19 protein-coding genes and 8 pseudogenes are annotated in these 24,791 nt (G+C 67.4%); 12 read left to right on the top strand and 15 right to left on the bottom strand.

The annotated features are described in order from the left end of the window. Positions 1-118: 118 nt before the first annotated feature. Together OIE75_RS28815 and OIE75_RS28820 are read right to left on the bottom strand one after the other, a co-directional pair. A pseudogene (locus OIE75_RS28815) lies at positions 119-1,468 on the bottom strand (NF041680 family putative transposase); the annotation flags it as partial. A gap of 167 nt (positions 1,469-1,635) precedes the next feature. Next, complete coding sequence (locus tag OIE75_RS28820) at positions 1,636-2,403, bottom strand: transposase (protein ID WP_329472574.1); 768 nt, start codon at positions 2,401-2,403, stop codon at positions 1,636-1,638. Between the two features lie 26 nt (positions 2,404-2,429). Here OIE75_RS28820 and OIE75_RS28825 point away from each other — a divergent pair, with 26 nt between their 5' ends. The 3 genes and pseudogenes from OIE75_RS28825 to OIE75_RS28835 form a co-directional block, all read left to right on the top strand. Then, positions 2,430-3,503 carry an IS110 family transposase gene (locus tag OIE75_RS28825; RefSeq protein WP_329474076.1) on the top strand — a complete coding sequence of 358 codons (1,074 nt, stop codon included), beginning with the start codon at positions 2,430-2,432 and terminating at the stop codon, positions 3,501-3,503. 170 nt (positions 3,504-3,673) lie between these two features. Beyond that, positions 3,674-4,847, top strand: a pseudogene (locus OIE75_RS28830) (IS3 family transposase). Positions 4,848-4,881: 34 nt separating this feature from the next. Further along, positions 4,882-4,981: pseudogene (locus tag OIE75_RS28835) on the top strand (IS481 family transposase); the annotation flags it as partial. 42 nt (positions 4,982-5,023) lie between these two features. Here OIE75_RS28835 and OIE75_RS28840 read toward each other — a convergent pair. After that, positions 5,024-5,701: a TetR/AcrR family transcriptional regulator gene (locus tag OIE75_RS28840; protein WP_329472576.1), complete on the bottom strand. Its 678-nt coding sequence runs from the start codon at positions 5,699-5,701 to the stop codon at positions 5,024-5,026. A gap of 77 nt (positions 5,702-5,778) precedes the next feature. Between OIE75_RS28840 and OIE75_RS28845 the strand changes: the two genes are divergently transcribed. Together OIE75_RS28845 and OIE75_RS28850 are read left to right on the top strand one after the other, a co-directional pair. Next, entirely contained in the window at positions 5,779-6,735 is a 957-nt protein-coding gene (locus tag OIE75_RS28845) for a zinc-binding dehydrogenase (RefSeq protein WP_329472578.1), read from the top strand. Between the two features lie 253 nt (positions 6,736-6,988). Continuing rightward, a complete protein-coding gene (locus OIE75_RS28850; RefSeq protein WP_329472580.1) occupies positions 6,989-7,654 on the top strand; it encodes a transposase family protein in 666 nt (221 codons plus the stop codon). Between the two features lie 7 nt (positions 7,655-7,661). On the opposite strand, the pseudogene OIE75_RS28855 reads toward OIE75_RS28850, so the two are convergent. The 7 genes and pseudogenes from OIE75_RS28855 to OIE75_RS28880 all read right to left on the bottom strand — a co-directional run. Then, positions 7,662-8,060 (bottom strand): annotated as a pseudogene (locus OIE75_RS28855) (transposase); the annotation flags it as partial. Positions 8,061-8,168: 108 nt separating this feature from the next. Further along, complete coding sequence (locus OIE75_RS28860; protein ID WP_329472582.1) at positions 8,169-9,335, bottom strand: hypothetical protein; 1,167 nt, start codon at positions 9,333-9,335, stop codon at positions 8,169-8,171. 104 nt (positions 9,336-9,439) lie between these two features. After that, positions 9,440-10,280 (bottom strand): annotated as a pseudogene (locus tag OIE75_RS28865) (IS5 family transposase). A 220-nt stretch (positions 10,281-10,500) separates the two neighbouring features. Further along, complete coding sequence (locus OIE75_RS28870) at positions 10,501-10,947, bottom strand: transposase (protein WP_329472584.1); 447 nt, start codon at positions 10,945-10,947, stop codon at positions 10,501-10,503. Continuing rightward, the gene (locus OIE75_RS41495; RefSeq protein WP_443078400.1) at positions 10,851-11,378 is read right to left on the bottom strand and encodes a transposase; all 528 of its coding nucleotides are present in this window, start codon (positions 11,376-11,378) and stop codon (positions 10,851-10,853) included. The genes OIE75_RS28870 and OIE75_RS41495 overlap by 97 nt, the downstream gene beginning before the upstream one ends. A 3-nt stretch (positions 11,379-11,381) precedes the next feature. Beyond that, positions 11,382-12,586, bottom strand: a protein-coding gene (locus tag OIE75_RS28875; protein WP_443078401.1) for an IS3 family transposase whose coding sequence is annotated in 2 segments (ribosomal slippage) — positions 11,382-12,295 and positions 12,295-12,586 — 1,206 coding nt in all. Because the reading frame shifts where the segments join, the coding sequence is not laid out codon by codon here. Between the two features lie 13 nt (positions 12,587-12,599). After that, on the bottom strand, positions 12,600-13,004 hold the full coding sequence (locus tag OIE75_RS28880; RefSeq protein WP_329472585.1) for a transposase domain-containing protein: 405 nt from the start codon (positions 13,002-13,004) through the stop codon (positions 12,600-12,602). A 300-nt stretch (positions 13,005-13,304) separates the two neighbouring features. On the opposite strand from OIE75_RS28880, the pseudogene OIE75_RS28885 reads away from it, so the two are divergent. After that, positions 13,305-14,140: pseudogene (locus tag OIE75_RS28885) on the top strand (IS5 family transposase). Between the two features lie 285 nt (positions 14,141-14,425). On the opposite strand, the gene OIE75_RS28890 reads toward OIE75_RS28885, so the two are convergent. Both OIE75_RS28890 and OIE75_RS28895 read right to left on the bottom strand, forming a co-directional pair. Continuing rightward, positions 14,426-15,610: an IS701 family transposase gene (locus OIE75_RS28890; RefSeq protein WP_329472586.1), complete on the bottom strand. Its 1,185-nt coding sequence runs from the start codon at positions 15,608-15,610 to the stop codon at positions 14,426-14,428. A gap of 53 nt (positions 15,611-15,663) precedes the next feature. Further along, entirely contained in the window at positions 15,664-16,755 is a 1,092-nt protein-coding gene (locus OIE75_RS28895) for an IS630 family transposase (protein ID WP_329472588.1), read from the bottom strand. A gap of 92 nt (positions 16,756-16,847) precedes the next feature. On the opposite strand from OIE75_RS28895, the gene OIE75_RS28900 reads away from it, so the two are divergent. Beyond that, positions 16,848-17,779, top strand: a protein-coding gene (locus OIE75_RS28900; RefSeq protein WP_443078402.1) for an IS5 family transposase whose coding sequence is annotated in 2 segments (ribosomal slippage) — positions 16,848-17,195 and positions 17,198-17,779 — 930 coding nt in all. Because the reading frame shifts where the segments join, the coding sequence is not laid out codon by codon here. A gap of 31 nt (positions 17,780-17,810) precedes the next feature. On the opposite strand, the gene OIE75_RS28905 is transcribed toward OIE75_RS28900, so the two are convergent. Then, a complete protein-coding gene (locus tag OIE75_RS28905; RefSeq protein WP_329472589.1) occupies positions 17,811-18,599 on the bottom strand; it encodes a helix-turn-helix transcriptional regulator in 789 nt (262 codons plus the stop codon). 162 nt (positions 18,600-18,761) lie between these two features. Between OIE75_RS28905 and OIE75_RS28910 the strand changes: the two genes are divergently transcribed. Both OIE75_RS28910 and OIE75_RS28915 read left to right on the top strand, forming a co-directional pair. Then, entirely contained in the window at positions 18,762-19,517 is a 756-nt protein-coding gene (locus OIE75_RS28910) for an SDR family NAD(P)-dependent oxidoreductase (protein ID WP_329472590.1), read from the top strand. A 341-nt stretch (positions 19,518-19,858) separates the two neighbouring features. Next, positions 19,859-20,089 carry a hypothetical protein gene (locus OIE75_RS28915; RefSeq protein ID WP_329472591.1) on the top strand — a complete coding sequence of 77 codons (231 nt, stop codon included), beginning with the start codon at positions 19,859-19,861 and terminating at the stop codon, positions 20,087-20,089. Between the two features lie 34 nt (positions 20,090-20,123). Here the strand turns inward: OIE75_RS28915 and OIE75_RS28920 are convergent, their stop codons facing one another. Together OIE75_RS28920 and OIE75_RS28925 are read right to left on the bottom strand one after the other, a co-directional pair. Beyond that, positions 20,124-20,366 carry a winged helix-turn-helix transcriptional regulator gene (locus OIE75_RS28920; protein ID WP_329472592.1) on the bottom strand — a complete coding sequence of 81 codons (243 nt, stop codon included), beginning with the start codon at positions 20,364-20,366 and terminating at the stop codon, positions 20,124-20,126. A gap of 134 nt (positions 20,367-20,500) precedes the next feature. Next, positions 20,501-21,234, bottom strand: a pseudogene (locus OIE75_RS28925) (IS630 family transposase); the annotation flags it as partial. 157 nt (positions 21,235-21,391) lie between these two features. On the opposite strand from OIE75_RS28925, the gene OIE75_RS28930 reads away from it, so the two are divergent. The 3 genes and pseudogenes from OIE75_RS28930 to OIE75_RS28940 all read left to right on the top strand — a co-directional run bounded on the left by OIE75_RS28930 (position 21,392) and on the right by OIE75_RS28940 (position 24,587). Further along, the gene (locus OIE75_RS28930; protein ID WP_329472594.1) at positions 21,392-22,849 is read left to right on the top strand and encodes a hypothetical protein; all 1,458 of its coding nucleotides are present in this window, start codon (positions 21,392-21,394) and stop codon (positions 22,847-22,849) included. A gap of 156 nt (positions 22,850-23,005) precedes the next feature. Next, positions 23,006-23,431, top strand: a pseudogene (locus OIE75_RS28935) (transposase); the annotation flags it as partial. A 55-nt stretch (positions 23,432-23,486) separates the two neighbouring features. Further along, positions 23,487-24,587, top strand: coding sequence for an IS630 family transposase (locus OIE75_RS28940; protein WP_329472596.1), 1,101 nt, complete (start codon positions 23,487-23,489; stop codon positions 24,585-24,587). Positions 24,588-24,791: the final 204 nt, after the last annotated feature.

Consider the following 24,791-nt stretch of genomic DNA (forward strand, 5'->3'; position numbering starts at 1 on the left):
GCTTCGATCGCACCGCCGAAGAGAGAAGCGGCAGGTCAGCGCGCTCGACGGGTGGTGGACGAGGTCGCGCCGCTGATTGATGCGATGCTCAGGTCCGAGGTCTTACTCAAGGGAAGATCTTCCGGCCGGGAGGTCGTCCAGGTCCGGGGCGGGTGGATTTCGGTGCCCCGGCCGGGCAGAGGACCGTGGGGCGGATGTGCCGAAAGTCGCGGCGGACCCGTGCCGGGGTCAGCCTGTCTGAGGCAATGGGCCTCTCCCATGGGCGACGCCGGTCGGCTGCGAGTGGCCGGGCCAGCCGCAGTTGGGTGTAAGCCGCGAGGATCAGCCAGGTCCAGCGGTCGGCCGCCTCGGGGGTGCGGATCTTGGGGCAGGTCCAGCCGAGCGTCTGCTTGAACAGGCGGAAGGTGTGCTCGATGTCGAAGCGACGCAGGTATGCCTGCCAGAGTCGGTCGGCGTCCGCTTCGGTGGCGCCGGTGCCCGACCACCACAGCCAGACCGGCTTCGGGGTGGCTCCGCTGGGCAGATGATCGATGTCCAAGCGGATCACTGTCCCCTCGACGATCGGGAGTGAGCCGTCGGCCGCGGCCCAGGAAGAACGGTGGGTGAGCTTGGGATGGAGCCGGTCCCAGGACCGGGCGACGGCGGTGCCGTAGAGGCGCGTGTCGGTGACCGTGTGGGTGTCCGGGGTGCCCCAGGTGTCAGGCTGCCCGAAGACGAACTCGCCGCCGTGCCGGGGCGGCCGGCCCATGGTGTGAGGCTGCCGTGGCGGGGCTGGCCTGCGCAGGACGCGGTCCGACCGCATCCTGGCCAGGACTTTCACCGGCAGATCCCGCAGGAGGTGGGCCAGGCGGGGCGCGTCGTACCCAGCGTCCGCGATGACGAGGACATCCGGATCACCGACCTGCCACTGGCCTGCGGTGATCAGCCGCTCGACCAGTTCGCGCAACTGCCGGGCGGTGACGGTGGCGCTGTCGTCCCCGGGCGCCAGACGCAGAGCGTCCAGCGGGGCGGTCCACGAGCTGCGGCCCGGCTCGAGCGCGCAGATGATCGAGTACGGCCAGCCGGGGACGGGGATGTGCTGGTCCTTGCCCCGGCCGTAGGTGTGACACAGGATCCGCTCCGGTGAGGTGTGGGCGTCCGGCCGCAGCCAGCAAGTGATGTCGACGGCCAGGACCAGCCGGCCGTCGGCCGCCCGCGGCAGGGACACCAAGGCCAGAGCCTGCCGCATCCGATCCGCATCGACCCGGCCCTTTGAGACAGCGGCGTAGAGTCCTCCGTGCCCTCGGCGGTGTTCGCCCACCAGCGACAGCTCGGCCAGGGATCTCACCGGCCCATCACCGCACAGAACCGCATCCGCCAGCTCGAACAGCGCATCCGAACGAGCGGTGAGACAGGAGTAGAACTCGCCCCGGAAGCGTGACAGTTCGACTGGCGGCTCTCGCCGGACATCGCGATGCAGCAGACTCATCCTCACGGCCTTTGTGCTGGACGTGTGTGTTCCTTGGTCGGAGCACATGTTCAGACGAAGGCCGCTTCCGTGTACGGCGGACACCGAACCGAGTGATCAAGTACGACGCACCGTTCGACGCCGCACGTTAAAGATCAAGCTAGAGGTTTTCCCGTTTGGGGTGTGGGTTATCCAGTGAGGGCCAGGTTGTGTAGCCGGGGGATGCCGAGCATGGCCTGGTGAACTCCGTTGCCCTTGAGTCGGCAGTCCCGCAGGATCTTCCAGTTCTTCAATCGCGACAGGGCATGTTCCGCACGTGCTCGTGCCCGGCGGTGGACGGCGTTCTCAGCCTCCTGCGATGGGCTGAGGTGGCTCTGGCCTCGTCGTTTGCGGTGCGGGATGAGGAGGCCGGTGCCTTGGCAGCCGCCGTCCGCGATGGTCGGGGCGCCGCGGCAGGCCTGGTCGGTGCCGGACTCGGTGAAGGCCCGGCAGTCGTTGCGGCTGCCGGGCAGCGGGAGACCGATGGCCACGACCAGGCGGCTGTTGGCGTCTATGACGACCTGCAGGTTGGTCGAGTACCGGTAGTTCTTGCTGGACGCGGCGACACTGCGGTCACGGGTGGGCACCAGGGTGCCGTCGGCGATGTAAACGGTGTCCTTGCGCGGCCGGCGCGCGGGCGAGATGGCCAGCAGCGGTGCGAGGTGGTCCAAGATGCGGTCGGCCGCGGACTTCGAGACTCCGAACAGCGGCGCCACCTGCCGCAATGTGAGGTTCGTGCGCCAGTACGTCGCCACCAGCAACACCCGGTTCTCGAGCGACAGCCGCCACGGCCGACCACGCTGAACGTCGCCACCCCGGCGCCGTACCAGTGCCACCAGCCTCGCGAACTGCACCTCGGTCAGACCCGCAAACCGCTCGATCCACTTCGGATCATCTGCTGAGATCACCCCACCCATGCCCGACCAACGCACCAGCCGCACCACTGGTTACGGGACAACCTCTAGTAGGAGTCGACACCCACGCAGACGTCCATGTCGCTGTTGCTCTCGACCAGCTCGGGCGGCGGCTGGGCACGCTCGCTGTCCCGTCGACACCAGCTGGCTACGCATCCTTGGAAGCGTGGGCCACCGATCTCGGCATCGTCGAGCAGGTGGGTCTGGAAGGCACCGGCTGCTACGGTGCCGGCCTGTCCAGGTGGCTGCGGCAACACGGCCACCGTGTCGTCGAGGTCAACCGGCCCGACCGTCAGACACGCCGCCGTCGCGGCAAGTCCGATGTCGTCGATGCCGAAGCCGCCGCACGGGCAGTGCAGGGCGGGACCGCGACATCGACCCCGAAGTCCGGTGACGGCGCTGGCGAGATGATCCGGGCCCTGCGGGTCGCCCGACGCAGTGCGATGAAGGCCCGCACGCAAGCCGTCAACCAGCTCAAAGCCCTGATCGGCACCGTTCCCGACGTCCTTCGCGAACACATCCGCGGGTTGCACCGAATGGAACTGATCCGCACTGTCACACGGTGGCGCCCAAGGGCTGAACCAGACACTCTGGCCACGGTCACCAAACTGGCCATGCGGTCCATCGCCCACCGCTACCTGCAGCTCGACGACGAGATATCAGAGCTGGACCGTCACCTGCAGCGGCTCGTCACCCGGGCGGCACCGGAACTCATGGCCGTAAAAGGACTCGGTGTCGAGACCGTCGCAGCCCTGCTCGTCGCTGTCGGCGACACCCCAGGACTCATTCGCTCAGAGTCTGCCTTCGCCCACCTCTGTGGCGTCGCCCCGATCCCTGCGTTCTCCGGCAAGACCAGCCGCCACCGCCTCAACCGTGGCGGCGACCGTCAGGCCAACCACGCCCTCTACATGATCACCGTCAGCCGCATGGCATGGGAGCCAAGCACACGCGCCTACATGGCCCGCAGAACAGCCCAAGGCAAGACGAAGACCGAGATCATTCGCTGCTTGAAACGACACATCGCCCGTGAGGTCTACGGCCTACTCGTCCCGCGAACCCCAGCACAGCCATCTGCCCGCGACGATCTAACAACCGCAGCCTGACCTTCCTTGACAGCTATAAGAGCATCGGCAAAGTCGAACGCTTCCACCGCGCCCTGCTCGACGAATGGGCCTACCACCGGCCCTACACCAGCAACTACGAACGGGTCTGCCGCACGAGCGGTGACATCTGAACTGGCTTGCCCTGTGGGGCGGGTGGGAAGGATGTCGCTGTGCCCAAGCCGCATCCGGAAGAGTTCCGCCAGGACGTCGTGCGGGTCGCGAGGAACCGCGGCCCGGGTGTGGCGGTCGAGCAGGTGGCCACCGACTTCGGGGTGCATCCGATGACGTTGTGGAAGTGGATGCGTCGCGCGGACATCGACGACGGGACCAAGCCCGGGACGACCAGCCAGGAGAGCGCCGAGCTTCGGGAAGCTCGGCGGCGGATCAAGCTGCTGGAACAGGAGAACGAGGTTCTGCGGCGGGCCGCGGCCTACCTGTCGCAGGCGCATCTGCCGGGAAAAGGATCTACCCGCTCGTGAAGGAGCTGGCCGGGGGCGGGGTGCCCGTCACGGTTGCATGCCGGGTGCTGAAGCTCGCCAGACCGCCCTACTACCGCTGGCTGGACCAGCCGGTGACCCATGCCATGCTGGAGGAGGCGTATCGCGCGAACGCGCTGTTCGACACGCACTGTGACGAACCGGAGTTCGGCTACCGCTTCCTGGCCGACGAAGCGCGCCGCGCCGGAGCCGTGATGGCGGACCGGACTGCATGGCGGACCTGCCGGGACAACCGCTGGTGGAGCGTGTCCGGCAAGAAACGCGGCAAGGGCAGGAAGGCCGGCCCGCCGGTGCACGACGACCTGGTCCGCCGTGACTTCACCGCGGCCTGTGCGAACCGGCTGTGGCTCGCCGACATCACCGAGCACGCCACCGGGGAAGGCAAGCTGAAGGCAAGCTCTATCTCTGCGCGATCAAAGACGCCTTCAGCAACAGGATCGTGGGCTACTCCATCGACGAGCGGATGAAGTCCCGCCTGGCCGTGACCGCCCTGGACAACGCCGTGGCCCGGCGTGGAGACGTCGACGGCTGCATTCTGCACAGCGACCGTGGATCGCAGTTCCGCTCCCGGAAGTTCGTCCGGGCCCTCGACCGGCACCGGATGGCCGGATCGATAGGGAGAGTCGGAGCTGCCGGCGACAACACGGCCATGGAGTCCTTTTTTAGCCTGCTGCAGAAGAACGTCCTTGACCGCTGCGTCTGGGCCACCCGCGAAGAACTCCGGACCGCGATCGTGACCTGGATCGAGCGGACCTACCACCGACGCCGCAGACAAGCCTCACTCGGCCGGCTGACCCCCATCGAATTCGAGACCGTCATGACCACGCCGGCCCTCCAGGCCGCGTGACCGAACCTGTCACCCGAACCTGCACCAGACCCAACGAACAGCAGCCCTTGCAGACTCCCTGCACACCTACAACCACCACCGCTGCCACACCGCACCCACCGATCACCCGTGTGAACAACCCTGCGCGTCAATACAGCTTAGCCCGCAGCCGAGCACGAGGCGTGGGCCCGAAGCGGTCAAGATCGAGAGGCTTCGAGTTCGAGGCTCGCCGGAAGCGCGGCGACAGTGTGGTCAACGAGGACGATGAGGCTCTCCGCGCTCGCTTCGTCGCCTGTACGCACGGTCCAGGCGCGCTGGGCGCTGCGGGAGGCGACTAGGAAGAGGTCGAGCAGAAGCCTGGGTCTGGGATCGTCCGTGACCGAGATGTCCAGGATGGGAGCGACAGCGTTCAGTGCCGCCTGAACGGCCTCGTCGCAGAACCGGAGATTATGAGCGGCAAACGACGGGTGAGCGGCATCGAGCCCGAGCGCCAGGCGCACGAGACGGGTCCAGTTCGCATCCCGATTCGCGCATTTTCGAATGGAGGCTACCAGTGTGTCGTGCAGTAAGGAGAGCACCGCCGTGTCCGTGCCGCGGGGCTGCGGCTCCGACTCCAGTCGGCGCAGGAACTCACGCCACATATCTTGCAGAGGCGTCATCGCTACGTCTTCCTTGCTGGTGAAGTACCGGAAGAACGTGCGCTTCGAGACACCCACCTGAAGACACAAGTCGTCGAGGGTCACCGCGTCCGCGCCGTGGCGGGTGAAGGACTGCAGGGCCTCGACCACAAGGGCCTGGCGGGTTTGCGCCTTCTTGCGCTGCCGGAGCGTCTGCGGTGCCCCCGCGTCACCGTCGGCCAGTCTGACGCCATCCATTCGCACAGCTTACCGCGAGCACTTCTATTGCCTCCTGGTAGCATATGCCCCTCAGGGGCAATTCGAGGGAGCTTTCCATGTGGGCACTGATGGTCGACCACGCTCTTGGCACTGGGCTGCGGGTGGGTGAGGTCGAAACACCTCGGCCCGGCCCTTCCCAGGTGCTGGTGAAGGTGGGGGCCTTCTCGTTGAACTACGGGGACGTCGTGACCGCGCGCGAGCTGCCCGACGGTGCCGTCCCGGGGTGGGAAGCCGCCGGGCATGTCGTCGAGGCAGCCCGCGACGGCTCCGGGCCTTCCGTGGGAACGTCCGTCGTCACACTCGACGAGGCGAACGGCTGGGCGGAGTACCGGGCGGTGGACACCGCGACACTCGGCGTTGTCCCCCCGAGCGCGGATCTCGGCGCGATGAGTACTATCCCGGTCGCCGCCAACAGCGCCCTGCGCGCACTACGGCGCATCGGCCCCATCCTCGGCCGAACCGTCATGGTCACGGGTGCCACCGGGGGCGTGGGACGCTACGCGGTGCAACTCGCACGCATGGGCGGGGCCGCGGTGGTCGCGGTCACCAGCTCGCCCGGGCCGTACGCCGACGAACTCCGCTCCCTTGGTGCCGCTGAGGTGGTCTCCCGACCCAGCGAATACGCCGGGCCCGTGTACGGGGTCATCGAGTGCGTCGGTGGTCAGCTCCTCGTGGAGGCATTCGACCTCCTGCAGCGGGACGGTGTGCTCGTAGCCCTCGGACACGTCGCTCCGGAACCGGAGTCGTTCCCGCCGGGTGCGCTCATCGCAGGCCCGACGCGTCACAACCGCAGCATCGTCACCTTCCACCAGCTCGATGGCGCTCCCTTGTCGCCCGACCTCAGCTGGCTGGGCGAGCAGGTCACCCAGGGAGCACTGACTCCGTCGGTGGCGTGGCGGGGCTCCTGGCACCGCGTCGACGAGGCGGTCGGCCGGCTCCTCACCCGCACCCTGCACGGCAAGGCGGTCGTCGAGGTCCGCCACCCGGAGGCCGAGGTGCGCGAACACCGCTAGCCTCCCGACGTGACCGAGGCTCCCCGCATGCCAGACACCTAACGAGCTCGTGCACGGTAAGCGGTGAGACGTCGGGCACCTGATCGTCGATCATGGTTATGTGGTGGGGAACACGTCTCGTGCAGCGATCATCAGCGACCGGAGGATCACGGGCCTGTCGGCTGACGTGATTTCTGAACTCGTGGCTGAAGTAGGCGCGTTGTGGCATGGGCGTCACCAGGCACGGCTCACCTACCGGCCGCGGAAACGGTCCGTGGGCGCAGGCGCGAGGCACCGGCTGGTGTTCGTCGACCGGCTCCTGGCCACGCTCGTCCATCTTCGGCACGGGGTCACCCATGACGTGCTGGCCTGCTGGTTCGGCGTGGACCGCTCCACCATCACCCGGGCCGTCGGTGAGGTGCGGCCTCTGCTCGCCGAGCGAGGCTGCCCCGTCAGCCCCGACGTGCGGCTGCGGTCTCTGGCCGAGGTCATCGACCACCTCGGCGCGAGCGGGACGACCGGCATCGTCGACGGTACCGAGATCCGGGTTCGCCGCCCAGCCGCCGGACGCAAGGACCGCGACAAGTTCATCTCCGGCAAGAACAAGCAGAACGCCGTCAAGTCCATGGTGGTCACGGACGGCGAAGGCCGCGTGCTGTGGTGCAGCCCAGCACGGCCCGCAAGCTGCGCGGACATCACCCAAGCCCGCCAGTTGGGGCTGGTCAGGCTCCTGGTCGACGGGCCTGCGGTGGAGATCCTCGCCGATGCCGACTACCAGATCCTGGGCGCACAGACCGGCGGCCGGATGGTGAGGCCACCGCACCTCAAGTTCAAGAAGAACGCCCCGGACTGGTACGAGGAGAGGCACGAACGCCAGCGCAAGGCACACTCCTCAAGCCGGATCCGGATCGAGCACGGCATCGCCCACCTGAAGAACTGACGAGCCCTAGGTGCTGACGGTAGCCGCCGTCGACCCAGACCTTGCGGATCCCGGGATGGTCGGCGGTGACCTGATCCAGGAGCCGGGCGCCGGCGCTGGAGTCCTGCACGCTCGCTGCGGTGACCAGCGCGGCGAGGAGAAGGGCGAGCGTGTCGATGACGATGCTCCGCTTCCTGCCAACGATCTTCTCGCTCGCGTCGATGCCCTGACCAGAGGCCGGGACACTGGTCGGGGTCTTCACGCTCTGGGCGTCGGTCACGCACGCTGAAGGCTCGCCCTCCCGCCCTTCCTTCTCCCGCAGCAGTTGCCGGAGCAGACCGTTGAGCTGAGCGAACACACCCTCGTCCGCCCACTTGGCGAAGTAGCCGTAGACGGTGTTCCAGTGCGGGAAATCATGCGGCAGGTAGCACCCCAGGTCACAACCACAATCTGAAGTCTCTAACAAACCCGGAACGGTTCAAGCGCCGCTGGCAAGAGGGAACGTGGTGGTCTGTGTTCTGGAGGCGGGGCAAGCTCAGCGCCTCTGTCTCTTGGCGGGATGAGGGGCCGTCGGATACCCGAAAGCCGGCGGTGCCGCCTGGGAGGGGCCCGGCTGGTGACCGGCCTGGGGACTGGGGAACTGACCGGTGCCGGCCGCGGACACCAGATAGCTCCCCACCGGGTTGTGCGCCTCGTCCGAGGCAGGCAGAGCTCCCGGCAGCGGCACACCGGCCCCGCTCCAAGACTGCACAGCCCCCGCACCAGGCAGCCCCAGCCCGGGCTGCACACCACCGGCAACCACACCGGACAAGAAGTCCCGCTCCCGCGGTACCGCCGGATCGATGTAGTAACCCGCCCCCTTCGGCCGTGGCTGCAGAGGGATCAGCGCTTCCGTCAGCGCCTTCATCTCCGCCGCACTGACCACCCTCTCAGGGCTGAGGAGATCATGCATCCGCCTCCGGGCCGCGTTCTCCCACGCGGGCGCCGCGCCCTTCCTGGCTGTCGTGGGGAGGTGGCCGAGGGAGACCTGGGCGGTGTATTCCGGCTCGCCGCTCAGGCCGTACAGCCGTGCCATCCCCATGGCTTTGCTGACATGCGCAGCCGCCCTGGTGTCGTCACTGAGCCGCGGCACCGCCGGGTCGATGTGGTAACCCCCCTGCGGCCGTTGCTGCAGGGGAATCTGTGCTTCCGTCAGCGCCTTCATCTCCGCTGCACTGGCCACCCTCTCGGGTTTGAGGAGGTTATGCATCCGGTGTCGGGCCGCGTTCTCCCACTCGGGCGCGCCCTTCCTGCTCTGCGTGGGGAGGTGGCCGAGGGGGACCTGGGCGGTGTATTCCGGCTCGCCGCTCAGGCCGTACAGCCGTGCGATCCCCATGGCGTTGCTGACATGCGCAACCGCCCTGGTCTCATCACTGAGCCGCGGCACCGCCGGGTCGATGTGGTAACCCCCCTGCGGCCGTTGCTGCAGGGGGATCTGCACATCCGCCAGCACCTTCATCTCCGCTGCACTGACCACATTCGCAGGGCTGAGGAGATGATGCATCCGCTGCCGGGCCGCGTTCTCCCACTCGGGCGCGCCCCTCCTGGTCCGCGTGGGGAGGTGGCCGAGGGGGACCTGGGCGGTGTATTCCAGCTCCCCGCTCAGGCCGTACAGCCGTGCCATCCCCAGAGCATGCCCTTGAAGGGAAGCCTGCTGATCCATGACATCCTCCATACGCAAACCACCGACAACACACCCTTCAACGCAGCACACTGCCCAACGGTTCAACACCCGCCTGTCCTGAGAGGTCGTTTTCGTCCAATGTTTCATCCCGTAATCGGTTGCTTCACGGCTTTCGTCGGGTCGCGCCAGGAGGTGGTGTTCTCGCCGGTGAGGCGGCGGGCCATGAGGTCGGTCATAGCGGTATGGATCACCGCTTCGGAGCGGCTGGGAAGGGTTTCGTAGTCACGCGCGAGGCGGCGGTGGAGCATGAGCCAGCCGTAGGTCCACTCGACCGCCCACCTTTTCGGGGCCGGGGCGAAGCCCCTGGTCCCGGGCTTGCGAGCGGTGATTTCCATATCGATTCCCAAGGTGGCGGCGAGCTCGACTAGGTGCTGACGGTAGCCGCCGTCGACCCAGACCTTGCGGATCCCGGGATGGTCGGCGGTGACCTGATCCAGGAGCCGGGCGCCGGCGCTGGAGTCCTGCACGCTCGCCGCGGTGAGACGACCAGGGGCAGCCCGTTCGCGTCCGACAGGATGTGCATCCTGGGACCCGGTTTGCCTCGGTCCACGGGGCTCGGACCTGTGTGTTCGCCCCTTTTTTTAGCGCGCACATGAGCTGAGTCGAGGACCACACGGGAGCATCGACAAGGCCCGCGTCATCGAGCCGGTGAACGACGGCTTCATGCAAGCGCCCCCACACGCCGGCCCTCGACCAGATCATGAACCTGCGGTGTGCGGTCGCCTTCGATATCCCGAAACACGGCGGCAGAGCTCGCCAGGCACATCCACTGACCAGCACATAGATGATCGCTGCGAATAGCGTCTCATCAGGCGTGTTCTGCTTCCCGCCGACCTGCGGCCGAACCCGGTCCTCCGGGATCAACGGCCTGGCGATCTCCCACAAGCCGTCCGGAACAATCCAACTCCACGTACCCCGCCCCATACGCAGCCCAACGACCAACTGCCATGTAGGACACCGCCTAGCCCCAATACCGGTGATTTAAGGTTGTTTTCAGGCGCCTGCTGGTTGGTTTGGTGGGTGGGACCAGCGTGATGGTGTGAGCCGATGGCGGGGGTGTTTGAGGTGCCAGTTGGTCATCTTGCGTTTGATTACGCGGGGGTTGGAACGTCGCCTGCGGGGTGAGAGGAGTTGTTCGAGCAGTTCATAGGTGGTGCGCGTCAGTGCTTGTGTGAGTCGTGAAGGGGGAAAGTGCCGCCTGGGCGGTGACGTGGCGGCGGGCGGCGTTGAGGGCGTGGGTGAAGGAGATCCGGTCGGGATCGAGGCCGGCTTCGCAAGCGGCCTGGTGCATGACGTCGCGCAGTGCGCGGTGGACGAGGAGGAATCCGTAGATCTCCTGCTCGATGCCGTCGGGATACTGCGAACGCAGGACGAGTTGCCGGCCGCCCTGATGGGTCTTGATCTCGTCCAGCGTGTTCTCGATCTCCCACCGCTGGTGGTAGAGCGCGGCGAGCTCGGCGGCGGGAGTCTGGTCGGGGTCGCAGATGGTGGTGATCAGGCGGTAGAGGGTGTCCTCGTCGCGGCCGTCGAGCCGGTATTCGACGACGCGGACCGGGAATGGGCTGCGGCGGTCGCGGTCTTTGCTCGCCACGATCTCGGAGAGGTAAGAGCCTCGTCGAATGACTGCAGGACGGGCAGGACGATGTTCTTGCGAACTCTCCACAACAGGTCCGCACCTGTGGCATACGCTGCCTGCCACAGGTCGAAGCCGGTGATGCCCCGGTCGGCCATCAGAAGCATCCCCGGCTCGGCCCGGTCCAGCAGGCCAGGAACCAGCTGCTGTTCGTGGAGCGACAGGGGGCCGGCCGCGGCGGCGAACACTGCATGCGTCCCGCACTCGACCAATGCAGTGACCCTCACCTGCGGATACGCACTACGCTGCTGACCACGGCCCGAACCGGGCCGGCCGAAGAACGAGCCGTTGGCGTCGGTGTCCGGGACATCGAAAACGGTGCCGTCCACCGCGACCAGCCGCCACCGCCGATACCAGGCACCCGGGCCTTGACCCGGAATCTTGGACACGGGTTATGCGGCTTGGGCCAGGGTAGTTGATGTTGTCTCGAGTGCTGTCTCGTAGGCGATGGGACTCCGTTGTCCGAGGTGGGAATGACGGCGTCGGGTGTTGTAGCGGCGGTTGAGCCGGCGGAACGCGTCGAGTCGGGCCTCGCGTTCGCTGGACCAGTGCTTTCGGCCCTGGAGCGTCTCGCGTTTGAACGTCGCGTTGAAGGATTCGGCGCGTGCATTGTCCGCGCTGGAGCCGATCGCGCTCATGGACCGGCGGACGCCGGCCTGGCGGCAGGCGTCGGCGAGGGCCCGGCTGGTGTACTGGGCTCCGTGGTCGGTGTGCATGACCGCCCCGGCGAGGCTGCCGCGGGTCCGCTGGGCGGCGGCCAGGGCGTCGGTGACGAGGCCGGTGCGCATGCGGTCCGCGATCGCCCAGCCGGCCAGGCGGCGTGAGGCGAGGCCGACGACGGTGGCCAAATACAGGAACTTCCCGCCGTCCAGCGGGAGACAGGTGATGTCGCCGACGTACTTCGTGTTCGGCTCACTCGCGGTGAGGTCGCGGCCGATGAGATCCGGGGCCTTCGCCGCAGCCGGGTCCGCAACAGTGGTGCGGTGCCTGCGGCGCAAACGCACGCCCGCCAGACCGGCACCCAGCATCAGCCGCGCGATCCGCTTGTGGTTGACGCGCTCGCCCGCCTCGCGGAGCCCGGCGGTGATCCTGGAAACGCCGTAGGTGCCGTCCGACTCGCGGTGCACGGCCCGTATCCGTGCGGCGAGAGCGGCTTCGGCCGCCTGCCGGGCGGCCCGGTCCGCAGCCGTCGCCCGCCAGTAGCAGAAGCTGGAGCGGGCGATGCCCAGGATGGTGCACAGCCGCTTCACGCCGCAGCGGCGCTGGTGGTCGGCGACGAACTGGAAGCGGTTCACCAGCGCGTCTCCCCGGCGAAATACTTCGCCGCCTTCCGCAGAATCTCGCGCTCTTCCTCCAGCTCAGGGACCTTCTTCCGCAGAGCCGCGTTCTCCGCCTCCAACACCGTCGGCGGCTCCGCCGACACCTCCGCCCGGCGCCCCCGCGGCCGGCTCGCACCCGCCGCTCGGACCCAGTTCCGCAGCGTCTCGGGGACGATCCCCAGATCGGCCGCGACCTGGCGGATCGTCGCCTCGGGCCGCGACCGGTACAGTGCGACCGCGTCCGCCTTGAACTGCGGCGGACAGTTCTCCATGACCACGAGATGTCCGTCCTCAGATCCTCAGGATCCAGTGTCTCGCGTGTCCGGGATCAAGGGTCAAGGCCCCCAGCGATTCCTGGGTGGCGACCGGACGGCAGACCCGGTCGAACAGCATCTTCAAAGGCTCCGGCCCCAGCCGCCGGCGGGCCCGGCCGATCGCCGCCGTCGTCGGCACCTGCCACGGCTTGTCCCACCGCCGCACCCGCTCCAGCCCTTGCGTCAGAAGCCGGGCCACTTCCTCATAACCCTGCCCCGAGAACAAGCACATCGCGAGCACAAAATACACCATCACCCGCGCCGGCAGCAGCCGCGAGCGCAGTTCGACCCGCCCGCACTCCTCCACCAGCTCAGGCGGAAACACCCGCGCCAGCACACCCAGAGCGATCCGGTCCGACAACCGGTCACCCGACGACTTCACCTGTCCAGGCCTTGGCACACCCCACCCAACGACCACCACCACTCAAAGTCACCGGTATTGCGCCTAGAGGTCGTTTTCGTCTGTCTTACCTGTTTTTAGATGGATTCTCGGTGGGTGAGGATGCGATGCGAAAGGGGCAGCCGGTGTGGCTGGGGTCGATGAGTCCTGAGGTGTGTCTGTTGGGGCGGAGTGCTGCTCGTTCCTGTCTCATCCCAGGATGCCCGGCTTCCCAAGCTGCGTGCTTCCGTCGTCATCGCTGTGCGCCTGGGCACACTCGGTCTGCGGCGGTACGCCGGAGGCATGCCGAAGCGACGCCCGTATCCGAGTGATCTGTCCGATGCCCGCTGGGAGTTGGTCGAGCCGGTCCTGGCGGCCTGGCGTTTCGAGCGCCGTGGCAGAGCTCTGGACTTCGGCCGGCCGCCCGAGCATGACCTGCGCGACATCATGGACGTGATCTTGTATGTGGACCGCTCTGGCGTCCAATGGCGCTACCACCCGCACGACTTCCCGCACTGGAACACGGTCTACGGCTACTTCGCCAGGTGGCAGCAGGAAGGTGTGTTCGCCCAGCTCAACGGCCTGCTCCGCCAGCTCTTACGACAGAAGGAAGGCCGGGAGGCCGAACCGTCGGCCTGCGTGATCGACGCACAGAGCGTGAAAACCTCCACCAGCCTCCTCGCCACCAGCCAGGGCATCGATGCCGGAAAATCATCGGACGCAAGCGGCACATCGTTACCGACACCATCGGCCTCCTGCTGGCCGTCACCGTCACCGCCGCCAGCGTCCACGACTCCGCCGCCAGCACCCAGCTCCTGGACCAGGTCGCCGCCGAACATCCCAGCATCCGCAAAGTGTGGGCCGACAACGGATACAAGACCAAAGCCGTCGAACACGCCGCCCACCTTGGCATCGACCTCGAGATCGCCCAACGCGACCCCACCACCCGCGGCTTCCACGTCCAGCCCCGCCGCTGGGTCGTTGAACGCACCCTCGGCTGGCTCATGCATCACCGCCGCCTGGCCCGCGACTACGAAACCCACCCCCACCGGCCCGAAGCCATGATTCACCTCGCCATGATCGACCTCATAAGCCGACGGCTCACCAGTGAATCCACCCCGAACTGGCGCAATACCTGAACCTCGAACCAAACAACCTTGCCGGGACAAAACGCTCTTCTAGCGTGGGGCCCCGCGGCCTTCCACGCTGACGCCGTCGCCAACGGCTTCTGATCTCTTCGGCACACCTCGACTTGCCCTAGTACTGCAACGGTGCTTGCCGTGACTGCTGGGCAGTTCTTCAGGGGCTGTGTCCGCGTCGTTTGTAGTGGCTGAGCCGAGTTTGATGTTGCCGTCTGCGGCGCCATGTCGACCAGTGCAGGATGTGGTCGACCGGGGTGGGACGGCGTGTGGTGAGTCGGGTGATCAGGCGTCTGATCTCTGCGAGGCTGAGGTGGATGAGCTGGGAGGATCCGTTTCTGCTTTGTCCACGTCCAGTTGTCGGGCTCGCAGGACGGTCAGGCAGGCGTGGGCGGCCATGGCCAGGGTCATGTGGCGGTGCCAGCCGGGATAGCGGCGGACCTGGTAGTCGTCCAGGCCGCACTCCTGCTTGGCGGTCTGGAAGCATTCCTCCACCGCCCAGCGGCTGCCGGCGATGCGGATGAGCTCGTCCAGTGTGGTGCCGGCGGGGCAGTAGGCGATGTAGTAGGAGATCTCCTCGGGCCGGCTGACGCTGCGGCGGGCGAGAACCCAGTGCCGGCGGTCCTCGCGGTGCCAGGGCCGGACCTCGACGCGGGCCCAGTCGTAGATCCGTCTGCCGTGGGCTCCTTCACCGCAGGAACGGCGTTTCCACTTCTGCCGCGGCAGGCCGGGGAACAGGTCGTGCACGGGATGGTCGAGGGCGAAGCGGGTGACGACGGTGTCGTGGCGGGTGGTGGCCATGACGTGGAAGACATCAGCCTGCTCCAGCTCGAAGCGCCAGCCCTTGCTGAAGCCGTAGGCGGCGTCCGCCGTCACCCACCGGAACGGAATCGTGTCGGCGATGGCCCGGCGGACCATCGTCTTGGCCATGGCCACCTTCGTCTCGAAGGCGACCTCGTCGCCGATACCCGCCCGGTGACAGCGTTCCCGGTCGTCCGTCCAGGAGGTGGGCAGGTAGAGCCGCCGGTCGATCAGAGTGCGACCGCGGCCGGTGGCGTAAGCGAGGAAGACCCCGATCTGGCAGTTCTCGGTGCGTCCGGCTGTACCGGAGTACTGCCTTTGCACGCCGGCCGAGCGGATGCCCTTCTTCAGGAACCCGGTGTCGTCGACGATCAGGACGGCATCCTGGTCTCCGAGGTGTTCGACGACGTAGTCGCGTACGTCGTCCAGGACCTCGTCGGCGTCCCACTCGATCCGGTTCAGCAACCGCTGGATGCGATCGGGCCCCGCGTGCCCGGCCTCCTCCGCAAGCGTCCAGCCGTTCTTCCGCTCCAGCGGAGCAACCAGCCCTCGCATGTAAGCAAGCGCAGACTGACGCGGCTCCTCCCGGTTGAACCGGTGCACGAACCGCTCATGCACCGCCTCGAGTTCACCCGCCCATAGCCTGACATCAGCAAGGTCCCCACCCATGACCACACCAACGACCGAGCTGGCCAGCAGTCACGGCAAGCACCGTTGCAGTACTAGTGATCTGAGTCAGAGATTCGTCGGCAGTAGGCGGCGACTTTGTCGAGGATCTCGTCGGCGGTCTTTGTCCAGACGAAGGGCCTGGGGTGTTCGTTCCAGTCGGCGAGCCAGGTCCGGATGTCGCGCTCGAGTGCCTGGACGGAGCGGTGGACGCCGCGCTTGAGCTTCTTCTGGGTCAGCTCGGCGAACCACCGCTCGACCAGGTTCAGCCAGGACGCGCTGGTCGGGGTGAAGTGCAGGTGGAACCGCGGGTGAGTCAGCAGCCACTTCTTGATGTCGGGTGTCTTGTGGGTCGCGTAGTTGTCGAGGATCAGGTGGACCTGGTGGCCGACCGGTACTTCCTTGTCGAGCTTGGTGAGGAACTTCTTGAACTCGGCGGCCCGGTGGCGGCGGTGAAGCGAGCCGATGACCTTGCCGGTCGCTACTTCCAGGGCGGCGAACAGAGTGGTGGTGCCGGCCCGGACATAGTCATGGCTGCGGCGTTCAGGAACGCCGGGCATCATCGGCAGCACTGGCTGGGAGCGGTCGAGGGCCTGGATCTGCGACTTCTCGTCCATGCAGAGGACCAGCGCCTTCTCCGGCGGGTCGAGGTAGAGGCCGACGACGTCGCGGACCTTGTCGATGAACAGCGGGTCGGCGGAGAGCTTGAACGTCTGTGAGCGGTGCGGAGCCAGGGCGAACGCCCGCCAGATCCGCGAGATCGTCGACTGCGACATCCCCGTGGCGGCCGCCATCGACCTGGTCGACCAGTGGGTGGCGTTCTTCGGGGTTTCCTCGAGCGTCTTGACGATGACCCGCTCGACGTCCGCATCGGTGATCTTGCGCGGGACGCCCGGGCGCGGGTCGTCGCACAAGCCGTCCAGACCGCGTTCGAGAAAGCGGCGCCGCCACGTGCGGACCGTGTCCGGAGTGACCCGCAGCCGACGGGACACCTCCATGATCGAGTGCCCCTCGGCGCACTCCAGCACGATCCGCGACCGCTGGGCCAGAGCCTGGGCCGTCGTGCGACGACGCACCCAGCCCTCCAGCGCGGCCCGTTGAGCATCAGTCACTGACAACGGCGGAATCTTCGGGCCTGGACGACTCATGCCCAACCAACGACGAATCTTCGACTCAGGTCACTAGGCGCTGTTTCCCGGATCTCCTGACATGACAGGGATGTTGTGGTCAGGCTGGAGTTATGGGTCGTGGGGATTTAACGAATGCGGAGTGGGATCGGCTGGAGTCGTTTCTGCCGCGGGGCGGGACGCGTGGAGGACGGTGGAGTGACCACCGGCGAGTGATCAACGGGGTGCTGTACCGGGTGCGGACGGGCGTGCAGTGGCGCGACCTGCCCGAGCGCTTTGGGCCCTGGGAGACCGTCTACAAGCGCCATCGCCGCTGGTCAGCGGACGGCACCTGGAAGATGCTGCTGTCGAAGATCCAGGCAGCCGAGGATGCGGCAGGTCGGGTCGACTGGGACGTGTCGGTGGACTCCACCGCGGTGCGGGCTCACCAGCACGCCGCTGGCGCCCGCAAAGTGCCGCCGCCCGCGCCCCCTCAAAAGGGGGCCCGCACGGGGACGAAACAGGCCGGTCCGGTTTTGCGGAGACTGGCCGTCCGGCTGGAGGAGGTGGTTGCCTCGGCGAGTGCCTGGGACGCTCCCGCGGCGGACTGACCACCAAGATCCATCTCGCCGCCGACGGACACTGTCGGCCCCTCGCGCTCCTGCTGACTCCGGGCCACTACGGTGACGGCCCCCAACTCGAGCCCGTGCTGCGGCAGATAGCTGTGCCCCGCATCGGCGTCGGACGACCCCGCTCCCGGCCCGACCACGTCCTGGCCGACAAGGCCTACACGTCCCGCAACAACCGCCGCTACCTGCGACGACGCGGGATCGCCCATACCATCCCCAAGCAACGTGACCAGCGCAGACACCGGCTCAACCGCGGCTCTCGCGGCGGCCGACCCACCGGCTTCGACAGCGATCACTACAAGAAACGCAACACCGTCGAGCGTGCCATCAACCGCCTGAAAGGCTTCCGCGCCGTCGCCACCCGCTACGAGAAACGGGCTTACATCTACCTCGGCACCGTCACCCTCGCAGCACTCATCATCTGGCTCCGCACATGATCCGAGAAACAGCGCCTAGTCCGGCGGCGAGTCATCTGGAAGGCGAGTAGATCACAATCCAGTGATCCCGCTCCGGGTCGTGCAGCATCTCGCTCTGGAAAACCAGCCATCCTCGTGTCGGGTGGCGCAGACGCTTCACGCCAGACCGATCAGCCATGACCTCGCCCCGCTCCCAGTAGCTCCTGAAGGTGGCACTCGTCGCTGAGAGCTCCGCGCACAGGGACCGGAGGTATTCGTCGTCCGGGTATCGGCCCATCGCAGAGCGCAGCTCAGCCGTGGCCCAACGGGCGTACCGGTGGGCCCCCTCGTCTCCGAGGATGCGGGATGCCGCAGCCGAGAAACCTTGGTGGACGATGTTGCGCCTGTACCGACTCCTGCCAGGCTGCGTTCCGAGGAGCTCAGCGGCGGCGGCGTTACGCGCCATCACGTCCAGGCGCCCGTCGTGGATGGTGACCGGGACGGTGTCGTCGAGGTTCCGCAGCAGTTGGAGAAGCCCTGGCCTCACCTCGCAGTCAGGGGCGAGCGGCTCCGGGGGCAGCTCGCCGACGAGTCGGAACAGGTGATCCCGCTCAGGGGCCGTGAAGTTAAGGGCTCCTGCCAGGGCGGTAAGGATCTCCCGCGACGGGCGGGGCGCCCGCCCCTGCTCGAGGCGGGTGTAGTACTCGACGGAGATCCCGGCGGCTTCGGCCACTTCCTGGCGTCGCAGCCCGGGGACCCGCCGTCGTGACGCCGGCCCGCGGGCCGACTGCCCAGGAGGTGCCATCGTGGCGCGCTGAAGGCGCAGGTATTCACCGAACCCCGCCTTGATTCTCGTCGGCATGAACCCATTGTCTCCCAGCCGTCCGTCGGCTGGTCCTCTCAGTACCAGGTTCGATCGGGTCTCCCCCATCGTCCGGAAGCCCCGCATGGTTGTCGAACAGCGCGATGTGCCGGGTGGCACAGGCGCTCACCCACCGCACCACATCGAACAAGGGAGGGCCTTGTGCCCACGGACCGCATCGCTCTCGTCACCGGAGCCAACCAGGGCATGGGCAAGCACGTCGCGAAGGAGTTGGCCGCAGATGGCGTCACCGTGTTCATCGGATCCCGCGATCTCGCCCGCGGCGAAACGGCGGCCGCCGAGATCGGAGGCGGCGCCGTCGCTCTCCAGCTCGACGTGACCGACGCAGCGTCGGTCGCTTCGGCCGCCGAGCGAATCGACGAGGAGGCCGGTCGGCTCGACGTCCTCGTCAACAACGCCGGCATCTCCACTACCCGTACGGGCGCCTTGGACATGGCCCAGTTGCGCGCCCTGGCGAAGCCGAGCGTTGCCTCGCTGGACGAGGTGCGGGCGGTATGGGAGGTGAACGTTTTCGGCCCCCTGCGGGTGTACCAGGCCATGTTGCCGCTGCTGCGCAAGTCATCGGACGCGCGCATCGTGAACGTGACGAGCGCACTGGGCTCGCTGACGCTTGCCGCCGACCCGGCCTTCGCGTATCACTCCTCCTTCGAACCGGTCTATGCCGCGTCGAAGACGGCGCTCCACGCAGTGACGCTGTCCATGATGATCGAGCTGGAAGCAACCGACATCAAGATCAATCTCGTCTCGCCGGGATTCGCGCGCACCCGACTGGTCAACTTCGAAGGTACGGAGTCGGTCGAGGACGCCGCCCGCGAGGTGGTGCGCGTTGCCCGGCTCGGACCGGACGGGCCCACCGCGACATTCACCACCTGGAAAGGGATGAGTCTCCCCTGGTAGCACTGCCGCCAGGCGTTCCGGGCCTGCGGGAGAGCGTGGGGCGCCGATCCGAAGGCGGAGGCCGAACCGGTGCTTCCTCGCGGGACGATCCTCCGCGGCTTCCGTTCCTCCTGCTCGGTCGGTCGGTGAGCTCACCGGTGATGCCCTGCGCGCGTCTCCCTTCGACGGGCGGTGGTCCGCACCCGAGGCGTTGCCTCAACCGACCGCCCGGAGCCGGGATGTCCTCCCCCGGCACCGGCCGCGGCAGGAAGACGTAGGACGTGGTCACGCGTCGGCTACATCCCGTTCGGCTCTCCTCGTGGAAGCCGCGCGCCCCGTGCCGGTACGCCTGAGAACGGACGGTGACGCCCAGGGCCGGCGGGGCCCTGCCGGCAGTCCTGGGTCCGAGCCCCTGGGACACCATCCTCATCCAGCTCCGCGCCGACGGCTTCGACGTCCGCCACAAGGACACCACCCGGCTCTCCCCCTTCGTCCACCACCTACGCCGTGAGGCGAGTGAGTCGTTCATAGCAGCAGAGGGCCGCGGCGAGGCCGAGCACTGCTTTGCCCGCACTGCCATGCCACCGGCCTGATCGGCGTCGCAGGCTCCCCTCTGACAACGGCCGCTCACGCCTCTTCTACGCGGGCGTCGTAAGCACCGCGTGCTGCATGCACACGGGCTGCGTTTGCCCTGGACCAGTCCGCGATGGCCGTGGTGAACGCTTCCGCGTCGCGGCCGAGGCTGGTGAGCGCGTACTCGACCCGTGGCGGGACGGCCGGATAGACGGTACGGCTGACCAGGCCGTCGCGTTCGAGATTGCGAAGCACCTGCGTGAGTGACTTCTGCGTCACGCCGTCTACATCAGGCACCTATATACCTATACGGTGCCTACTTCACAAACGATACGCCCCTTGGGAGGCTGGAGAACCTGTGTCGCGGTGCGCGCAGACCATCCCTTTGCGTAGATCCTGATGACGGAGACGCCATGATTTTGGTGACTGGAGCGACGGGCAAGATCGGACGTTTGTCTTTGCCCCCTCGGTGGGGTGCGCAGGCGGTAGCCCAGCCGGGTCCGGGAGCCGGGCCGCATGGCGATCAGCCCGGTGACAGACAGACGCCCCGAGCGTCGGCCGCTCACCGTCACCTGCGGTGTCACACCGCGTCGGCCCCAGGTGCGCCCCCTGGGCGGCCGACGGGTGAAGCCTGCCTCGTCCTCGAAGCAGATGTAACCCCCGCAGGCCGCCCGGGCTCTTTTACCTCCGCCCAGGTCGCCTCCTTCCACGTGGTGACGGCCTGCTCGTCACGCTCGGCGACCCGGCGCGCGGGAACCTGCGGGCTGAAGCCGAGCCGGTGCATCAGCCTCGTCGCTCCCGAGACACTGTAGGAGACGTGGAACTCCCTGCCGATCAGCGTGGCCACCCTTGAAGCGGTCCACACCTGGTCCTCAACCCAGCCGTGCGCGGCCGGACCCTGCTCCAGACACGCGGCCAGCTTCTCCAGACAGCGCGGGGACAGACGGCACCGCGAACCGCTCGGGCCACAGGAGACCAGAGCCTGCACACCACCGTCCCGCCACAACTGGTGCCACTGGTAGGGCGACTTCCGGCTCACCCGCAGTTGCCGCGCGACCTCCGACGGCTTGGCCTTCCGCTCGAACATCTCGGCCGCCTGCATCCGCACCGTCTCCCGGCGCCGCCGTCCCGCAGCACTCAGCCCGCCCCCATCCGCATACCTCACACAACACGGGAAACAGCCATCACGCCGCGTCCCTCAGACACATCGCGGAAGTTCACCCCGACGAGCCGAAACCGGTAAGGCAGGCGGGTGTTGAACCGTTGGGCAGTGTGTTGCGTTGAGGGGGTGTGTTGTCGGTGGTTTGCGTATGGAGGATGTCATGGATCAGCAGGCTTCCCTTCAAGGGCATGCTCTGGGGATGGCACGCCTGTACGGCCTGAGCGGCGAGCTGGAATACACGGCCCAGGTCCCCCTCGGCCACCTCCCCACGCAGAGCAGGAAGGGCGCGCCCGAGTGGGAGAACGCGGCCCGACAGCGGATGCATAACCTCCTCAAACCCGAGAGGGTGGTCAGTGACGCGGAGGGGAAGGTGCTGGCGGTAGCGCAGATCCCCCTGCAGCAACGGCCGCAGGGGGGTTACTACATCGATCCGGTGGTGCCGCGGCTCAGTGACGACACCAGGGCGGCTGCGCATGTCAGCAACGCCATGGGGATCGCACGGCTGTACGGTCTGAGCGGCGAGCTGGAATACACGGCCCAGGTCCCCCTCGGCCACCTCCCCACGCGGAGGAAGGGCGCGCCCGAGTGGGAGAACGCGGCCCGGAAGCGGATGCATCATCTCCTCAGCCCCGCGAATGTGGTCAGTGAAGCGGAGATGAAGGCGCTGACGGAAGCGCAGATCCCCCTGCAGCAACGGCCGCAGGGGGGTTACCACATCGACCCGGCGGTGCCGCGGCTCAGTGACGAGACCAGGGCGGCTGCGCATGTCAGCAACGCCATGGGGATCGCACGGCTGTACGGCCTGAGCGGCGAGCCGGAATACACCGCCCAGGTCCCCCTCGGCCACCTCCCCACGCAGACCAGGAAGGACGCGCCCAAGTGGGAGAAAGCAGCCCGGCTGCGGATGCATCATCTCCTCGACCCTGCGAGGGTGGTCAGTGAAGCGGAGATGAAGGCGCTGACGGAAGCGCAGATCCCCCTGCAGCAACGGCCGCAGGGGGGTTACCACATCGACCCGGCGGTGCCGCGGCTCAGTGATGAGACCAGGGCGGCTGCGCATGTCAGCAAAGCCATGGGGATCGCACGGCTGTACGGCCTGAGCGGCGAGCCGGAGCACACGGCCCAGGTCCCCCTCGGCCACCTCCCCACGGCGACCAGGAAGGGCGCGGCGCCCGCGTGGGAGAACGCGGCCCGGAGGCGGATGCATGATCTCCTCAGCCCTGAGAGGGTGGTCAGTGCGGCGGAGACGAAGGTGCTGGCGGATGCGCAGATTCCCCTGCAGCCACGGCCGAAGGGGGCGGGTTACTACATCGACCCGGCGGTACCGCGGCAGCGGGACTTCTTGTCCGGTGTGGTTGCCGGTGGTGTGCAGCCCGGGCTGGGGCTGCCTGGTGCGGGGGCTGTGCAGTCTTGGAGCGGGGCCGGTGTGCCGCTGCCGGGAGCTCTGCCTGCCTCGGACGAGGCGCACAACCCGGTGGGGAGCTATCTGGTGTCCGCGGCCGGCACCGGTCAGTTCCCCAGTCCCCAGGCCGGTCACCAGCCGGGCCCCTCCCAGGCGGCACCGCCGGCTTTCGGGTATCCGACGGCCCCTCATCCCGCCAAGAGACAGAGGCGCTGAGCTTGCCCCGCCTCCAGAACACAGACCACCACGTTCCCTCTTGCCAGCGGCGCTTGAACCGTTCCGGGTTCGGTAGAGGCTTCAGATTGTGGTTGTGATCTGGGGTTTGGTGGTTGCGCGGTAGTAGTTGGCCTCGTGTTCGGCGGGTGGGATGTGCCCTATGTCACCGTGCATGTCCTGTCCGATGCGAACGGACTGCCTCTACGCGTCGGCATCTCCGCGGCCAACACTCACAGCAGCCAGGCCCTGAAGCCGATGCTGTCCCATTTCCACATGGGACACGAACCCCACGCGACCGATTCCAAGCCTGGGCGTCTTCACGCGGACAAGGCGTACGACGTGCCTCACCTGCGGCGATGGCTATGGGGCAAGCGCATCGGGGTCCGCATCGCCCGCAAGGGAATCGAGTTCAGCGAGCGACTTGGCCGCCGAAGGTGGGTCATCGAACGCACCATGTCCTGGCTGTCCGGCTACCGCCGCCTCAACCACCGCTACGAGCGGAAACCAGGCAACTACCTGGCATTTCTCGGACTCGCCGCTGCCCTGTGCTGCTACAAGCGCCTCATCCGCCTGACCATGTAGGACACGGTCTAGTCTTCTGAGTCAGGAATTCTATTTAGATGTGTAGGGTTGCCTGGTGGCGCGTACTGGGCGGCCGAAGGCCGAGTTGATCCTGTCGGATGAGGAGCGGGCTGCGCTGGAGGGGTGGGTGCGGCGCCGTTCCACCCCGCAGGCGTGGGCTTTGCGGTGCCGGATCATCCTGGCCTGCGCGACCGGCGCGACCGGCGCGTCCAACAAGGACGTGGCCGCACAGCTCGGTTCGACACCGCATGCGGTGGGCCGCTGGCGGAAGCGGTTCGTTGAACACCGGATCGCCGGGCTGGGTGACATGCCGCGGTCCGGCGGGCCCCGGACGGTCACCGACGAGCAGGTCGCCGCGGTGGTGAAGCGGACGCTGGAGACCGCGCCGAAGAACGCCACGCACTGGTCGACGCGGGCGATGGCCACGGAGATGGGTCTGTCGCAGTCGACCGTGTCGCGGATCTGGCGGGCCTTCGGCCTGCAGCCACACCGCACCGAGACGTTCAAGCTGTCGACGGACCCGTACTTCATCGACAAGGTCCACGACGTCGTCGGCCTCTATCTGGACCCGCCCGAGCGGGCCTTGGTGTTCTGTGTCGACGAGAAGTCGCAGATCCAGGCCCTGGACCGGTCCCAGCCGGTGCTGCCGATGATGCCCGGCATCCCGCAGCGGGTCACCCACGACTACGTGCGCGCGGGTACCACCACACTGTTTGCCGCGCTGGAGGTGGCCACGGGGAAGGTGATCGGCTCCCTGCACCGCCGGCACCGGGCCGAAGAGTTCAAGAAGTTCCTGATCAAAGTCGACCAGGAGATACCGGCGGACCTGGACGTGCACCTGGTGCTGGACAACTACGCCACCCACAAGACCCCCGCCATCAAGACCTGGCTGCTGGCCCACCCACGCTTCCACCTGCACTTCACGCCCACCGGCTCGTCCTGGCTCAACCTGGTCGAGCGGTGGTTCGCCGAGCTGACGAACAAGCAGATACGGCGAGGCGTCCACAGAAGCGTCCAGGCGCTGGAGAAGGACGTACGGACCTGGATCGCCGCATGGAACACCGATCCCAAGCCCTACGTCTGGACGAAGACCGCAGACGAGATCCTCGAACGCCTCGCCAGCTATCTGAATAGAATTCCTGACTCAGAAGACTAGTACTCCAGCAGGATTTCGCTGTCTGACCTGGTCTTTTCGCCGGGTGGCGGGAGTGTAGCGGGACTCCGGTCGTGCGGGGGCGGTCTCACGGAGAGCGCCCCTCGATCGTGCGACATCGCCGCAGGTAGTGACAGCGGCGGGCGACTGCGTGGCGTCGGCGGCGCCAGTTCGACCAGCTCAGCGTATGGTGTAGTCCCCGGTGTC

Source organism: Streptomyces sp. NBC_01723, assembly GCF_036246005.1.
Taxonomy (GTDB): Bacteria; Actinomycetota; Actinomycetes; order Streptomycetales; family Streptomycetaceae; genus Streptomyces.

Excerpts from the sequence above, each read along its gene's own strand:
- OIE75_RS28820 (WP_329472574.1), bottom strand. The coding sequence starts at position 2,403 with ATGGGTGGGGTGATCTCAGCAGATGATCCGAAGTGGATCGAGCGGTTT.
- OIE75_RS28840 (WP_329472576.1), bottom strand. The coding sequence starts at position 5,701 with ATGGATGGCGTCAGACTGGCCGACGGTGACGCGGGGGCACCGCAGACG.
- OIE75_RS28845 (WP_329472578.1), top strand. The coding sequence starts at position 5,779 with ATGTGGGCACTGATGGTCGACCACGCTCTTGGCACTGGGCTGCGGGTG.
- OIE75_RS28860 (WP_329472582.1), bottom strand. The coding sequence starts at position 9,335 with ATGGATCAGCAGGCTTCCCTTCAAGGGCATGCTCTGGGGATGGCACGG.
- OIE75_RS28890 (WP_329472586.1), bottom strand. The coding sequence starts at position 15,610 with ATGGGTGGGGACCTTGCTGATGTCAGGCTATGGGCGGGTGAACTCGAG.
- OIE75_RS28895 (WP_329472588.1), bottom strand. The coding sequence starts at position 16,755 with ATGAGTCGTCCAGGCCCGAAGATTCCGCCGTTGTCAGTGACTGATGCT.
- OIE75_RS28905 (WP_329472589.1), bottom strand. The coding sequence starts at position 18,599 with ATGCCGACGAGAATCAAGGCGGGGTTCGGTGAATACCTGCGCCTTCAG.
- OIE75_RS28930 (WP_329472594.1), top strand. The coding sequence starts at position 21,392 with ATGGATCAGCAGGCTTCCCTTCAAGGGCATGCTCTGGGGATGGCACGC.